The following is a 14,313-nucleotide window of genomic DNA, read 5'->3' as shown; positions in this document are numbered from 1 at the left end:
TCAATATTACCCGGGTAAATAATAGTCGCGCAGCCGCCTCCGCCCTCATGGGCAGTTGGTCGGCGCCCCGTAGCGGCTGACCTGACCGTGGGCGCCGCCCTCCATCAGATGCAGCACCGTCATCCGGTCGTACTCGCACTCCGGCATATCGGCCGCCTCGGCGTAGCCCAGCGCTCGCGCGATCAGCGGCACGGTGTTGCTGTGGCCGACGATGAGAACCACGGCGTCGTCCGGAAGGGCGCGAACCCGCTCGGCGATGGCCGCCACATGGGCCGCCGCGCCGGCGTCAAAGCCGATCGGCTCGACAGTCACCGAATGAAACGTCGCCGTGGGCGCCGCCGTCAGGCGGGTGCGTTGCAGGGGGCTGGCGAAGATGTGTCCCGGATGGGTCTCGGCGAGGGCGGTCGAGAGGGCGCCCGCGCGGGCCTGTCCCGCCTCCGACAGCACGGGATCGGCGCTGGCGTCGGCCTTTTCGGCGTGACGCACCAGATAGACCGTCTGCGCCATGGCGGAGGTTGCCGTCAGCAACGACAGGGCGGCGGCGAGCAGAAGACGTTTCATGATCTCAAATTCCCGATTTCGTTCGAGACTGACCGTGCGCGGGTCGGGTGTCGAGAGGGCGGCCGAGGCCTCAGTGCACCTTCCACTCGGCCGGCTGGGCGAAGGCCGGCTCCCCGCTGACCTCGGCATAGACGGAGCTCAGGTCCTCGAAGACGCGGTTCCAGGCGAACCGTTCGACCGTCCGCACGCGGGCGGCCGCGCCGATGGCCTCGATGTCGCGGTTGAACAGGGCCTCGATCGCCGCGGCGTACTGGACCGGGTTCGCGCTTTTCGCCAGCTGGCCCACCGTGTCGTCGACTGTTTCCTTGACCCCGCCGGCGTTGACCCCGACGACCGGCCGGCCGCAGGCCATGGCCTCCAGCACGATCAGGCCGAACGGCTCCTTGTCGTTGGCGTGAACGAAGGCGTCGCAGGAGGCGATGATCTTGGCCACGGCCTTGGGATTGGCCTCATATGGCAGCGAGATGACCCGGTCTTCCGCCGGCATGCCGGCGCCCGCGCCGACCAGGACCAGATAGTAGGGATCGCCGAGACGCTGCACGGCCTCGATAAGCACATCGATGTTCTTTTCGCGCGCGGGGCGGCCGGCAAAACAGAGCAGTCGCGCTGACGCGGGCAGGCCCAGTTTCTTCAGCAGCCAGTCGCGGTCACGGCGGTCCGGACGGAAGGTGTCAATCTCCACGCCCAGCGGCCGGATGACGATATTGCCGACGCCGGCCTCTTCCAGCCGGCGGGCGATGAAGCGGCTGGGCGAGATGACCTTGTCGAACTGGCCGAACAGTCGGGCCCAGCGCTTTTCGACCGGCTTCTTGGCCCATTCGCCGAAGTGGAGCGCGGCGAGACCGGCGGGATCCGAGTGACAGAAGCCGACGACCGGGCAGCCGGCGCGTTGGCCGGCCTCAAGGGCCCCCTGCCCCGGCGTGTAGGGATCGCCCGCCTCGATGATGGACGGGTTCAGCGACGCCACCCAGGCGCCCCAGCGGCGCACCGAGGTGGGCCAGCGGTAACCGTCGCCGAAGGGCAGTTTGGTCGCATGCAGCTGAACGATGCCGTCATCGCCGGCCTTGTGGTGCGCGCCCGGCACCACCAGCGAATGGGCGACGCCCGGACGGTTGGCCTCAAGCCAGGCCTTCTTGGACAGCAGATAGCGTTTCACCCCGCCAGAGCGTGGCGCGTACAGCATGGTGGTGTCGACCAGACGGGGCCGCCCGTCGTCGCCGGCGGCCTTGGTGGCCTTCAAGGTTTGGGAGACTTCCTCATCCCATCCGGGGATCAGGCGCAGTTCGCCTTCCTGCACTTCCAGGCCGGCCAGGCTCATGAGTTCCCGCTCCGCTTCGCTGACGCTCGATGCGCCAACGCGCGCGACCCGTTTCTGGATGCGGCGGGCCTTGCGGACCTTTGACATATGCGACTTGACCATCAGCGGCCCCTAGCGCCGCTCGCAGCCAAGCTCAAGCGTCGTCCGCTTGCGGAGGGTCTTCCGAGGGTGTCACCCCGCGGCGATGCAGCGCCTCCCGCAGCAGGATTTCCACCTGGGCGTTGACCGAGCGCAGCTCGGCGGCGGCCAATCGCTCGACCGCCGCCATAACGCCCGGAGAGGCGCGCATCAGAAAGGACTTCCTGGGACGCGCCATACCCTAGCCGTACAGGGTGCCGGTGTTGATCACGGGTTGGGCCTCGCGATCGGCGCACAGCACGACCAGCAGGTTGGACACCATCGCGGCCTTGCGGTCCTCGTCCAGGTCGACGACGCCGCGTTCACCGAGGTCCAGAAGCGCGTTCTCGACCATGGCCACCGCGCCGCGGACGATCAGGCGCCGCGCTGATAGTATGGCCTCGGCCTGCTGACGCCGTAGCATGACGCCCGCGATCTCGGGCGCATAGGCCAGGTGGGCCAGCCGCGCCTCATCGATCGCCAGACCAGCGGCATGCAGCCGGGTGCCAAGTTCGTCACGCAGTCGGGCGGCTACGTCCTCGGCGTCGGCGCGAAGCGTCAGCTCGGAGTCCTGCCCTTCCTCGCCATGATCATAGGCGTAGTGCGAGGCGATATCGCGCAGGGCCGTATCGACCTGGATGGCGACGAACGCCTGATAGTCGTCAACGTCGAACAGGGCCTGGGCCGAATCCTCCACGCGCCAGACCACGTTGGCGGCGATCTCGATCGGATTGCCGCGCTTGTCGTTCACCTTCAGCTTGTCGCTGGTCAGGTTTCGGACCCGCAGGCTGATCTTCTTGCGACTGTACCACGGCAGGACCCAGCGCAGGCCTGTCTTGCGGTCGGTGCCGCGATAGTCGCCGAACAGCAGGATCGCCATGCCCTCGTTGGGTTGCAGCGAATACAGGCCGCAGATCAACAGCAAACCCAGAACCGCGGCGGCGATGCCGGCCACGACCCGCAGGGCGTTGTCAGGATCCTGGGCGATGCTGATCGGCCCCAGAATCAGAAGGGCCAGCCCTATCAGCAGCACAACGACGCCATTGGCCGTCGATGCCGGGCGTTCAGTGGATCTGGAATGTGTGGTGGCGGTCATGGGGCCCTCCCTCGAACAATATGAAAATGATATCATTTTGATGCCACAATGCGCAATAGTCGCGCTTGATCTGTGACCCCGCAGCCCGGCTTCGGCCTTGCATTCGCCTCAAATTCGAGAAACTTGAGGCAGGCTGGCCTGGTCCCTGTTAGAGGATCGCCCGCGTCTCTGGCGTATCGTCCACAGGGGTTTCTACCGAATGCGTATTCTACTCGCGACCGCGGTTGCGATCGCTCCCCTGATGGCAGCCTCCGGCGCGATGGCCGAGGTCGTGATCTCGACCGCCCGCACGACACCGATCGCCGCGTCGAACCCGGGCGGCTCCGGCCCCGACGACATCCGCATCACCAGCGGGGGCGCGATCAATGTGACGTCCGGCGCGGCGGTTACGATCGACGCGAGCGAAAACCTCGCCATAGAGTCCAGTGGCGCAGTCAACATGGCCGCAGCCGCTGACGGCGCGACCGGAGTGCTGGTCAACCCCGGGGTGACGTCCACCCTGACGATCAACGGCTCCATCAACGTCGCGGACAATATCGACAACTACCCGGATACCGACAACGATGGCGACCTCGACGGTCCCTGGGCGAACGGGACCGGCCGCTACGGCATCCGGTATGCGGCAGGCGCCCCCGTCACCGGCGACCTGATCGTCGGCACGACCGGCCTGATCAGCGTGGATGGAAACAACTCCTACGGCATTTCCATCGAATCGGGTCTGAACGGTAAGCTTCAGAGCCAGGGCGCCATCCGGGTGTTCGGCGACAACTCGGTCGCCGTTCGCACCCAGGGCACGGTTACCGGGGGCGTGATGCTTCTCGGCAACGTCAGCGCGCGCGGCGCCAATGCGTCCGCGGTGTCGATCGGCGGCGATGTGGGCGGCCGGCTGACGCTTCAGGGCGAAATACTCGCGTCCGGCTATCGCTATACCTCGCTCGGAAACGACGCCTTCGAAGGCAAGCTCGACGCCGACGACAAACTGCAGGGCGGCCCTGCGGTCGTCGTCGCGGGCGATATCGCTGGCGGCGTGATCATCGACCGCGCGCCCGCCGACGCGGACACGGCCAATACCGACGAAGACGGCGACGGGATTCCGGACGCCACAGAACCCACCGGCTCGATCACCAGCTTTGGCGCCGCACCGGCCATCGCGGTCGGCTCCGCGTCCCGCTCGATCTCGCTCGGCGCCGTGGGGACAGGCGACAGTGCCTTTGGCTTCATCAACCGCGGAACGATCAGCGCCCAGGGCGTCTACAGCGGCATCAATGCCAACGGCGTCGTGTTCGGCGGCAACGCCGGCCAGACGGTGACGATTGCGGGCGGCATCCGCAACGAAAGCGCCTTGTCCGCCCTTGCCCTGGACGGACAGGCCACAGCGATCCGGATCGGCGCGGGAACGACCGCGCCGCAGATCTTCAACTCCGGCGCCATCACCGGCGCCGTCGCCAGCGAACTGACCGCCTCGTCGGCGACGGCGATCCGGATTGACGTCGGCGCGTCGGTCACAAGCCTGACCAACAACGGCTCGATCCTCGCCTCTTCCGGCGGCGGCGCAGCGACGGTGACCGGCCTCCTGGACCTCAGCGGCACGGTCACCTCGATCACCAACACGCGATCCTTCCAGGCGACGCTCAACCCGAACGAGGCAGGCGATCCGCTGACGGGAACGACGACCGCCATTGACGTCAGCGCCAACACGACCGGCGTGACCCTGCTTCAGACGGGCGTCGCCGCCACGCCGACCACAGCCAATCCCGACACCGACGGCGACGGCGTGCCGGATGACAACGAACCGATGATCGTGGGCGCGATCAAGCTGGGCTCCGGAGCCGACACGCTCGATATCCGGAACGGCGCGATCCTGGGCGACATCAGTTTCGGCGCCGGTGCCGACCGCCTGACGATCACGGGCGGCGCAGCGGTGCGTGGCGCCCTGTCCGACACCGGCGGCGACCTGGCCATCGACGTATCGAGCGGTACGCTCGATGCGCGCCAGGCCACGCGCATGGACATCACCAGCTTGAACGTCGGCGCGGCCGGCGACCTGATCATCACTCTGGATCCGGCCAACAACACGGCTGGCGGCTTCAACGTCGCGGGAACGGCGACCCTGGCCGACGGCGCCGGCCTCGGCGTTCGGTTCACCTCGCTGCTGGCGGCGCCGAACCGGTTCACCCTGATCGACGCAGCGACGCTGAATTTCGGCGCGATCGACCTGGACTCGATCGAATCCAACTCTCCCTATGTCTACGTGGTCGAGGCGGGCGCCAACGTCCCCGCCGGCGAGGTGTTCGTCGATGTCCGCCAGCGAACCGCGGCCGAAGCCGAGTTGATCGCCGTCGAAGCCGCGGCCTATGACGCCTTCTACACCTCGATCGGCGATCCCGACGCGCTGAACATGCGCAACGCCTTCCTCGCCCAGACCAACCGCGAGGGGTTCATCAACCTGTACGAACAGCTCCTGCCCGAACATTCGGGCGGTCCGCTGCTTTCGCTGGCCTCGGGCGTCGACGCCGTGACGCGAGCGCTTACTGGCCGCAACGCTTCGGCCGCGCCAGGCGAAACCAGCGCCTGGGTCCAGGAGATCAATTTCTACGCCGACAAGGACAAGACCGACACCTACGGCTTCCGCTCGGAAGGCTTCGGCGTCGCGGGCGGTATCGAGCGCGGCAGCGGTCTGGGCAATGTCGGCATCACGGTGGCCTTCACCTCGTCCGACCTGGAAGACCCCGAAGCCGAGGCCGAGGAAGTGTTGTCGGCGAACCTGCTGGAACTGGGCCTCTACTGGCGCGCCCAGGGTCAGTACTGGACGACCTGGGCGCGCGCGGCCGCAGGCTATGCGACCTTCAACTCCGAGCGGCGCTTCGTCGGCGGCGGTCTGAACCTGGCCAATGAATCGGACTGGAACGGCTTCACCCTGGCCGCGGCCGGCGGGGCGTCGTACGAGCGCTCCTTCGGCCGCTTCAGCGTCCGGCCCGAGGTCTATGCCGAATACTTCGCGCTCAGCGAGGACGGCCATATCGAACAAGGCGGCGGCGACGGGTTCGATCTGGAGATCGACGACCGCGAGGGCCACCTGTTCTCCGCGACCGCCGCGGTCAACGTCGGCATGTCTATGGGCGAAAACAGCTGGATGCGGCCCGAACTGCGGGTCGGCTGGCGTCAGAACATCTCGGTCGATCCGGGCGAAACCATCGCCCGCTTCCGCTCGGGCGGTCCGGACTTCACCCTGGCCGGCGGCTCGATCGAGGGCGGCGGACCCATCGTCGGCTTCCGGCTGAACATCGGCAACGAACTAGGCATGCTGTCCATCAACGCCGACGCCGAGATGATCGAGGACTATGTCCGCTACATGCTGTTCCTGCGGGCCAGCTTCCGGTTCTAGGCCGGCACGGAGGATCGGGCGGCTAGCTCAGCTGGTCAGAGCACCTCGTTTACACCGAGGGGGTCGGGGGTTCGAACCCCTCGCCGCCCACCATCCCGCAAACCCTCGCCGGGCGCCGGGTCAGGATGCGTTCACCCTTGGCGGCTAACCCTGCCGGTCAGGAGAGATTCGCCATGTCCATGTCCCCCGCCCGTCTCGCCACCCTGTCAGGCGTCCTCGCCGCGGCCCTGATGCTGCAAGGCTGTCTGGTCGGGGCCGTCGTCGGTACGGCCGGCGCGGTCGTCGGCGGCGCGGCCCAGGTCACCGGCGCCGTGGTCGGCGCGGGCGTCGATGCGGTCACGACCTCCGACCAGGAAACGAAGGCCAGACGCGAGCGCGAACAGCGCGAGTACGAACGCGAACAGCGCCGCTGCGAACAGCGCCAGCGCCAGGGCCGCGACTGCTAGGTCACAGCGTCAGAACGCACCGTTCGTGAATGGTCGGCCGCGCCACCTGGATGCGGCACAAGCCCGGCCATTCCGGCTTGAGGCGACGGGCGAACCAGAGACAGAGGTTCTCCAGGCTTGGCAGCTCCAGCCCCGGCTTCTCGTTCAGCATGCCGTGGTCCAACTCTTCGGCCGCCGCCTTGAGGGCGCGGTCCAGCGCGCCGAGATCGGCGACCCAGCCATGATCGGCGTCCAGCACCTCCGAACGGATCGTGGCCTCGACCGTAAAGGAATGGCCGTGGATGCGACGATAGATGCTGCCCTCCGGCTCGCTGGGAAAATGGTGGGCCGCGTCGAAGGTGGCCGCCTTGGTGATCTCGAAAACGCTCATCTTACGCCGATGTATTTGTGGGTCTGGACGCTGAGCCGCCATTTCGGATGGGTCAGACAATAGTCGATGGCCGCCGCCGTATTGGCCGCCTGGTCGGGCCCGTCCATCGGCTGCAGCCAGAAGCGTTCGAACGGCAGGTGCTCGAACCGGTCCGGCATGGCCAGGGCTTGCGGAAAGACCAGCTTCAGCTCCTGACCGGACATCTGCACCACGGGCGCATCGGCCTTGGGGCTGACGCAGATCCAGTCGATCCCGGCCGGCGCCGCCAGCGTTCCATTGGACTCGATGGCGATCTCGAAGCCCCGCGCATGCAAGGCGTCGATGAGCGGCGCGTCCAGCTGCAGCAAGGGCTCGCCGCCGGTGCAGACGACCAGCCGGGGGTCCCCCGCCCTGCCCCGCCACATCGACAGCACATGGTCCGCCAGGGCGTCGGCGCTGGTGAATTTCCCGCCCCCGTCGCCGTCCACTCCCACGAAATCCGTGTCGCAGAACGTGCAGACCGCCGTCGCCCGATCTCGCTCGAGCCCGTTCCACAGATTGCAGCCGGCGAACCGCAGGAAGACGGCCGGTCGTCCGGCCTGTCCGCCCTCGCCCTGCACGGTCAGGAACACTTCCTTGGCGGAATAGGTCATGCGGCCGCCCATTCCGCATGGCCCGCCGCCCGCAGCACACAGGCCGGGCAGTCGCCGCAGCCATAGCCCCAGGCGTGGCGGTGCGCGCGGTCGCCGCGGTAGCAGGTGTGCGACGCCTCGACGATCAGCGCCACCAGCGGCGCGCCACCGATCCGGTTCGCCAGGGCCCAGGTTTCCGCCTTGGTCAGGGCCATCAGCGGCGTCTCGATCACCACAGGCTTGTCCAGCCCGAGGCTGAGCGCCGCCGCCATGGCGTCGATCGTGTCGCGGCGGCAGTCGGGATAGCCGGAGAAATCCGTCTCGCACATGCCGCCGACCAGAACCTCGAGGTTCCGCCGGTCCGCCAGGGCAGCGGCGCAGGCCAGAAACACCAGGTTCCGCCCCGGCACGAAGGTGCTGGGCAGGCCCCGCGCGTCCATCTCGATCGCCCGATCCGTCGTCAGGGCGCTCTCCGATATTCGCCCATAGCCCGTCAGGTCCACGACATGATCCGGCCCCAGCCGGCCGGCCCACTGCGGCAGGACCGCCAGCATGCCTTCGCGCACCTTCAGACGCGCCTCCATCTCGACCGCGTGGCGCTGGCCGTAGTCGAAACCCACGGTCTCGACGCGCGAAAACCGCTCCAGCGCCCAGGCCAGGCAGGTGGCGCTGTCCTGCCCGCCCGAGAACAGGACCAGGGCGGATTTTTCGCTGGCGGGGCGGAAATCGCTCATGACAAACCTGCGGTCGGCCGGTCGGCCGCGCGCATAAACAAAGGGGATGGGCCGCCTCGATGGCGGGCGGGCCTTCTACACCAGCCCCGGGCGCAGGGCAAAGATGGCCCAAAAACGGCGATGACCGTCCTTAACCCTTCTGCAAAGGGTTCTCAGTCAATGTTCGCCAGTCGCAGTGGAGTTATGGCCGGACATGCCGACCATCGAAGTCTTGACCGAGCGCGCCGAGGCGGTTTCGCCCCAGACGATGGGAAGCGCTGTGTTCTCGCGCTTCGAGAGCGAACCCGACACCCTGGTGATCCCCGTCGTCGACGATGGCAGGCCGGTCGGCCTGATCGAGCGTAATGCCTTCCTGCTTAAGATCGCCGCCCCTTTCGGTCACGCGCTCTACGCCGGTCGGCCGGTGCTGCACCTGATGGACGCCGAGCCCGCCGTGGTCGATGCCGGCGTCAATATCGACGCCTTCTGCGACATCCTGCTGAAGAGCGGCCCCGCCGCCCTGATGCGCGGCTTCATCGTCACCCGGCAGGGCCGGTATCACGGCGTGGGCACCGCGGTGTCCCTGCTGAAGGCCGTCAACGACCACCAGCGGCGCCAGAATGAAGAACTGGCCGAACAGACCCGGACGCTCAGCGACACCCGCAACCAGGCCCTCGCCTCGGCCCGCGCCAAGAGTCAGTTCCTCGCCATCATGAGCCATGAGTTGCGCACGCCCATGAACGGCGTGCTGGCCGTGGCCGAACTTCTGCGCCGCCAGCCGCTGAACCCCCAGGCGCATGCGCACGTCACCACCATCGTCGACTCCTCCGAAGCCCTGCTGCGCATCCTGCAGGACGCCCTGGACCTGTCGCGGGCCGAGGCCGGAGAACTGGAGCTGCATCCGGAGCCCACGCCCCTGCGGGCCCTGATGGACGACGTCCAGTCGCTCTGGGCGCCTCGCGCATCCCAGGACAATGTCACCCTGATGGTCAGCTATGAGGGCGACACCGAACTGGCGGCGGTCATCGACGGCGTGCGCGTCAAGCAGCTGTTCAACAACCTGATCGGCAACGCCCTGAAATTCGCCCGCAACGGGATCGTCGAGGCCGGTCTCAAGGCCGTGGCCGTCGGCGAACTGGTCCGGCTCGAGGCGCGGGTTCGCGACGAAGGTCCAGGCGTGGATCCCGAGCGCGTGGACGAGATTTTCGACCCGTTCGTCCATGGCTCCGGTCCCGACGGCGCAGGCCTCGGCCTCGCCATCTGCCGTCAGATCGTCGACCGGATGGACGGGCGCATCTGGGCGGAAAACAATCCCGGCCATGGCGCGACCTTCGCCTTTGACGTCGATGTCCCCCGCACCGAGGTCGCGGATGCCGCCCCGTCCAACATCGAAAGCATCGGCGACGGCGCGCTTCTGACCAATCCCCACATCCTGATCGTGGACGACAACGCCACCAACCGCGTCGTGGCCCAGGCGCTGTGCGAGATGTTCGGCTGCACCTCGGAGACCGCCGAGGACGGCGTGGAGGCTCTGGAAGCCGTGCAGGAACGCCGGTTCGATCTGATCCTGATGGACATCAAGATGCCCCGCATGGACGGCGTCCAGGCGACCCTGGCCATCCGCGCCCTGGACGGTCCGGCCGGCGCCCTGCCGATCGTGGCGCTGACCGCCAACGCCGATCCGGACGACGCGCGCAAATACGTCGAAATCGGCATGGCCGCCGTGGTCGAGAAGCCGATCAAGCCCGAACGCCTGCGCATGGCGATGAACCTGGCCCTCGAACAGGCCGCCGCGACCGCCAAAGCCGGATCCGCATCCGCCCCGGTCGCCCGATCCGCCGCTTAGCTGACCTCGGCCGATCCGGCCTCGTCGTCCTCTTCCTCATAGCCGACGAGACGCAGCGCCCTCGCCGGCTGACCGTTCAGCTCGCACCAGCGCAGCAGGCCTTCCTCGCGCCCGTGGGTGATCCACACCTCTTCGGGCTTCAGTTCCGAGAAGGTGGCGGTCAATTCGGGCCAGTCCGCATGGTCCGACAGCACCAACGGCAGTTCGACGCCTCGCTGGCGGGCGCGCGCCCTGACCCCCATCCAGCCCGAGGCGAAGGCCAGCACCGGATCGGCGAACCGGCGAGCCCAGCGGTCCTGGGTCGCCGACGGCGGCGCGATCACCACCTCGCCCCCCAGTGCATCGGGTTTCAGCCCCGTCGCCGGCAGGATCGGTCCCAGGTCGACTCCCTCGCGCTCATACAGGCGGTTCAGCCGCTCCAGCGCGCCATGGACGTGAATGGGACGCTCCCAGCCCGCCTCCCGCAGCAGCCGAATGACGCGCTGCGCCTTGCCCAGGGCATAGGCTCCGACCAGATGCGCCCGATCGGGAAACTGGCGCAGGGAGTGGACCAGCCGCCCTATTTCCTCGCTGTCGGGCGGATGGGTGAAGACCGGCAGACCGAAGGTGGCTTCCGAGATGAAGACGTTGCACGGCACGGGTTCGAACAGCGCGCAGGTCGGATCGCGCCGGCGCTTGTAGTCGCCCGAGACGACCATGGTGATACCCTTCCAGCAGATCACCGCCTGGGCGGAGCCCAGCACATGACCGGCCGGCGCCATCCCGACCGTGACCCCATTGTGCGACGCCGTCTCGCCGTAGCCGAGGGCCTGCCGATGCGTGGCGAAGGCCTCGCCATAGCGTTCGGCCATGATGGCCAGGGTCTGCGGCGTCGCCAGCACCGTTCCGTGTCCTGACCGAGCGTGATCGGCGTGGCCGTGCGTGATCACGGCGCGATCCACCGGCTGCACCGGATCGACGTAGAAGTCGCCGGGTGGGCAATACAGGCCCGCGGGCGTGGGCCGCAGCAGGTCTTCAAACCGGATCATGGAGGGCATATGGCGGTCATGTCGCATCTGACAACGCAGCCGGCGGCCTTGCGCTCATTTCATCGGCGACGGAGAAGCGGATCATGACGTCCTCGATCCTCGATCTGCTGCCCCAGCTGGCCAGCGGCGCCGCCCACACCCACGCCCTCGGCTTCGCCTATGACGGGGTGGACGGTGACCGCGTCCGCATCCGTGTTCCGTGGCGCGAGGATCTTGTCGGCGACCCTGAGACCGGCGTCCTGTCCGGCGGTCTGGTCACCACCCTGCTGGACCACGTCGGGGGATTGGCGACCTGGATCGCACTCGGCCGGTTCGAAACCATCGCCACCCTCGACCTCCGCGTCGACTACATGCGCGCCGCGGCCACCGGCCGGGATCTGATCGCCGAGGCCCGGTGCTATCGCCTGACCCGATCCGTGGCCTTCGTCCGCGCCTGGGCCTTCGAGGACACGGCCGAAGACCCCGTCGCCGCCGCCCAGAGCGCCTATATGCTGGGTTCCGGCGAAGGTCGCGGCATGGGCGTCAACCTGCGGGCCGGAGGGACGGCGCAGTGACCGATCTGCTGGACCGCCTGCCCTACGCCCGGTTTCTCGGCCTCACCACGGCCGGCGAGGACGACGGCCTGATCGTGACCATGCCGTTCGCCGACCGGCTGATCGGCAACCCGATCCTGCCGGCCCTTCACGGCGGCGCCACCGCGGCCCTTCTGGAGCTGACGGCGGTGGCACAGGTGGCCGCGCTGTATCCCCGGCTGCGCCTGCCGCGCCCGATCAACGTCAATGTCGCCTATCTGCGTTCGGGTCGGCCGGTGGACGTCCACGCCAGCGCCCGCATCAGCCGGGCCGGGCGCCGTGTCGCCCACGTCCTGGCCGAGGCCTGGCAGGACGACCGTGCACAGCCCATCGCCGCCCTGACCGCACACTTCCTACTTGCAGTAGACGACCTGGAGTAGCGTTCTAGTAGCGCTCATGCTCGGCTCCTCCCGTGACGCTTGGTCACCGGAGGACGATCATGACCAGACAATCCATCGGCGAAACCCTGGCCGCCCGGCTCTATGCTGCTGAAACCGCGATCGACCGCGCGCTGGTCGAGACGGCGATGCTGGCCGCCCTGCTCCCGGCGGCCCGGGCGGACGCCCATCTGTCCGCCGTCACGGGCCAGCGCGCGTTTGACGGCGCCGCCGGCGCCATCGGCGCCCTGTCCGCCGCCCGATCCCAGATCGTTCAGACCCACAACGCCCTCGCGGCCCTGGCGCGAAAGCTGGGCCTCGACCTGCTGGCCGTCGGGCCTGTCGACAAACCGGGCGACACGCCTCCGATCGGCGGCGGCGGCGGGGACGGGGACGGTCCGGGAGCGTGGCCCGATCCGGTTAACAACCACCTGCCAGACGTGGTGAACAAACCTCTACCGTACACAACGGATTTATGTTAACACCTCGTTCACCAGTTTTTCCCGTGGGAGGCTTTTTGTGACCAAGACCCAAGTTATCGCCAGCGTCGCCGACGACCTGACGTCCGCCGAGCAGTCCGTCGACGCAGCTATCGCTCGCGCCACGACCCTCGTGCAGTCAATGATCGGCGCCCGCCTCTCCCTCGGCGTTTCTCCGGTTGCGGGTGCTGACGCCCAAACCCGGGCTCTCGAAGCGATCGCCAGCCTGAGCGCCGCCCGTCAGGCTCTGGTCGCCTGCCATGGTGAACTGGCCAAGGACCATCGCCGTCTGGGCTACGGGGTCTATGCCGGCCCGATGCCGAAGACCGACGACGAAAAGCCCCCGGTTACCGAAGGGCGCCGTCTCCGCGCGGTTTAATTCGAGGTAATGTACGCTAGCGGGCATTTTCCCGCCTGCTGATTTCAGGCATTGTCGCCCTCGTGCTTTAACGGCGCGGGGGCGATTCTGTGTTTGACTCTATTCACGTGCAGATCGGCATCGCCCTCGCGGTCCTCATTGTGAGCTTCATGTTCATCAAGGGGGACGAGCCGGAGCGGATCGCTGGCGGGGCCTATGTGCTCATCACCCTGGCCGGCCTGTTTCTCCCTGAGGATACGGCCCGGAGCGGTCCGCTATGGGGCAGAATGGCGCTCGACAGCGTCCAGCTCGTCGTCTTTCTCGGACTGGCCTGGCATAGCCGCCGGACATGGCTGATCTGGGCCTCGGCGTTTCAAAGCCTGATCGTCACGGGTCACATCCTCGTGCTGGCTGATTTGCGGCCACCGTCGAACGCCTTCGCCGCCATGAACAACATCGCCAACTACGGCGTCCTGGTCGCCATGGCGGTCGGCGCCTTCTGGGCCTGGCAGGAACGTCGCGCCGCCGGGCTGGAGTAGGCCGCCAAACGCCGAACCTGTCCCGCCAGCGAGAGACCAAGCGCTTGTTTGACACCCTGTACGCCGCGATCGGCACGGCGATTTCCCTCGCGGTCGTCACCTTCGCCTTCCTGAAAGGCGACGAGCCCGAGCGCGTCGGCGCGGGCGCCTTTGCGCTGGGCCTGCTGGCGTCGCTGCTGCTTCAGGACGACAGCCGGCTCTCGGGATCCCAGTGGGGCCTGATGGTTGTCGATACGGTCATGCTGGGCGTCTATGCGGCCCTCGCCTGGAAGAGCCGGCGTTCATGGCCGGTATGGGCCGCCGCGCTCCAGGCCCTGATCGTCATGAGCCACGTCCTGACGATCATTGATCCTCGCCCGCCCCTCGCGGCCTTTTACGCCGTGATCAATCTGGCCAGCTACTGCATCCTGCTGGCCATCGCGGCGGGAACGCTGTGGTCCTGGCGGGACCGGCGCGCCGCCGGTCTGGAATAGGTGGATATTCCTAACGCCGGTCTG

The 14,313-nt window shown here is 67.7% G+C and carries 17 protein-coding genes and 1 tRNA gene; 10 read left to right on the top strand and 8 right to left on the bottom strand.

Annotation, left to right across the window (positions count from 1 at the left end):
• Positions 1-45: 45 nt before the first annotated feature.
• The 4 genes from PSV23_RS11645 to PSV23_RS11630 form a co-directional block, all read right to left on the bottom strand.
• Positions 46-561: a phosphoglycerate mutase family protein gene (locus tag PSV23_RS11645; protein WP_300469116.1), complete on the bottom strand. Its 516-nt coding sequence runs from the start codon at positions 559-561 to the stop codon at positions 46-48.
• A gap of 70 nt (positions 562-631) precedes the next feature.
• Positions 632-1,879, bottom strand: a complete 1,248-nt coding sequence (locus tag PSV23_RS11640) for a glycosyltransferase (RefSeq protein ID WP_300469291.1) — start codon at positions 1,877-1,879, stop codon at positions 632-634.
• Between the two features lie 133 nt (positions 1,880-2,012).
• The gene (locus PSV23_RS11635) at positions 2,013-2,168 is read right to left on the bottom strand and encodes a hypothetical protein (RefSeq protein WP_300469114.1); all 156 of its coding nucleotides are present in this window, start codon (positions 2,166-2,168) and stop codon (positions 2,013-2,015) included.
• 30 nt (positions 2,169-2,198) lie between these two features.
• Complete coding sequence (locus PSV23_RS11630) at positions 2,199-3,092, bottom strand: SPFH domain-containing protein (RefSeq protein WP_300469112.1); 894 nt, start codon at positions 3,090-3,092, stop codon at positions 2,199-2,201.
• 199 nt (positions 3,093-3,291) lie between these two features.
• Here PSV23_RS11630 and PSV23_RS11625 point away from each other — a divergent pair, with 199 nt between their 5' ends.
• The 3 genes from PSV23_RS11625 to PSV23_RS11615 all read left to right on the top strand — a co-directional run bounded on the left by PSV23_RS11625 (position 3,292) and on the right by PSV23_RS11615 (position 6,923).
• Complete coding sequence (locus PSV23_RS11625; RefSeq protein WP_300469110.1) at positions 3,292-6,477, top strand: autotransporter outer membrane beta-barrel domain-containing protein; 3,186 nt, start codon at positions 3,292-3,294, stop codon at positions 6,475-6,477.
• 16 nt (positions 6,478-6,493) lie between these two features.
• Positions 6,494-6,570: transfer RNA gene (locus tag PSV23_RS11620), tRNA-Val, on the top strand.
• Positions 6,571-6,650: 80 nt separating this feature from the next.
• The gene (locus PSV23_RS11615; protein WP_300469108.1) at positions 6,651-6,923 is read left to right on the top strand and encodes a hypothetical protein; all 273 of its coding nucleotides are present in this window, start codon (positions 6,651-6,653) and stop codon (positions 6,921-6,923) included.
• 1 nt (position 6,924) lies between these two features.
• Here the strand turns inward: PSV23_RS11615 and PSV23_RS11610 are convergent, their stop codons facing one another.
• The 3 genes from PSV23_RS11610 to queC are packed head-to-tail and all read right to left on the bottom strand — an operon-like array spanning position 6,925 to position 8,638.
• Entirely contained in the window at positions 6,925-7,293 is a 369-nt protein-coding gene (locus tag PSV23_RS11610; protein WP_300469106.1) for a 6-carboxytetrahydropterin synthase, read from the bottom strand.
• A complete protein-coding gene (queE, locus tag PSV23_RS11605; protein ID WP_300469103.1) occupies positions 7,290-7,925 on the bottom strand; it encodes a 7-carboxy-7-deazaguanine synthase in 636 nt (211 codons plus the stop codon). The genes PSV23_RS11610 and queE overlap by 4 nt, the downstream gene beginning before the upstream one ends.
• Positions 7,922-8,638 (bottom strand): 7-cyano-7-deazaguanine synthase QueC, encoded by a 717-nt coding sequence (gene queC / locus PSV23_RS11600; protein ID WP_300469101.1) that lies wholly within the window; start codon positions 8,636-8,638, stop codon positions 7,922-7,924. Before queC ends, queE begins: the two co-directional genes overlap by 4 nt.
• A gap of 193 nt (positions 8,639-8,831) precedes the next feature.
• Between queC and PSV23_RS11595 the strand changes: the two genes are divergently transcribed.
• Positions 8,832-10,463 carry a response regulator gene (locus PSV23_RS11595; RefSeq protein ID WP_300469099.1) on the top strand — a complete coding sequence of 544 codons (1,632 nt, stop codon included), beginning with the start codon at positions 8,832-8,834 and terminating at the stop codon, positions 10,461-10,463.
• Here the strand turns inward: PSV23_RS11595 and PSV23_RS11590 are convergent.
• On the bottom strand, positions 10,460-11,491 hold the full coding sequence (locus PSV23_RS11590; RefSeq protein ID WP_300469289.1) for a ligase-associated DNA damage response exonuclease: 1,032 nt from the start codon (positions 11,489-11,491) through the stop codon (positions 10,460-10,462). The genes PSV23_RS11595 and PSV23_RS11590 overlap by 4 nt on opposite strands.
• A gap of 83 nt (positions 11,492-11,574) precedes the next feature.
• On the opposite strand from PSV23_RS11590, the gene PSV23_RS11585 reads away from it, so the two are divergent.
• The 6 genes from PSV23_RS11585 to PSV23_RS11560 all read left to right on the top strand — a co-directional run bounded on the left by PSV23_RS11585 (position 11,575) and on the right by PSV23_RS11560 (position 14,289).
• Entirely contained in the window at positions 11,575-12,045 is a 471-nt protein-coding gene (locus PSV23_RS11585) for a PaaI family thioesterase (RefSeq protein ID WP_300469096.1), read from the top strand.
• A complete protein-coding gene (locus tag PSV23_RS11580) occupies positions 12,042-12,443 on the top strand; it encodes a PaaI family thioesterase (RefSeq protein WP_300469094.1) in 402 nt (133 codons plus the stop codon). Before PSV23_RS11585 ends, PSV23_RS11580 begins: the two co-directional genes overlap by 4 nt.
• A gap of 59 nt (positions 12,444-12,502) precedes the next feature.
• Positions 12,503-12,922, top strand: coding sequence for a hypothetical protein (locus PSV23_RS11575; RefSeq protein ID WP_300469092.1), 420 nt, complete (start codon positions 12,503-12,505; stop codon positions 12,920-12,922).
• A 37-nt stretch (positions 12,923-12,959) separates the two neighbouring features.
• On the top strand, positions 12,960-13,298 hold the full coding sequence (locus tag PSV23_RS11570; protein WP_300469090.1) for a hypothetical protein: 339 nt from the start codon (positions 12,960-12,962) through the stop codon (positions 13,296-13,298).
• An 89-nt stretch (positions 13,299-13,387) separates the two neighbouring features.
• Positions 13,388-13,816: a hypothetical protein gene (locus PSV23_RS11565; protein ID WP_300469088.1), complete on the top strand. Its 429-nt coding sequence runs from the start codon at positions 13,388-13,390 to the stop codon at positions 13,814-13,816.
• 44 nt (positions 13,817-13,860) lie between these two features.
• On the top strand, positions 13,861-14,289 hold the full coding sequence (locus PSV23_RS11560) for a hypothetical protein (RefSeq protein WP_300469086.1): 429 nt from the start codon (positions 13,861-13,863) through the stop codon (positions 14,287-14,289).
• Positions 14,290-14,313: the final 24 nt, after the last annotated feature.

The organism is Brevundimonas sp., from assembly GCF_029946145.1.
Classification (GTDB): Bacteria; Pseudomonadota; Alphaproteobacteria; order Caulobacterales; family Caulobacteraceae; genus Brevundimonas.
The sequence above is the reverse complement of the archived record's forward strand: the minus strand, read 5'-3'. Positions and strand labels throughout refer to the sequence as shown.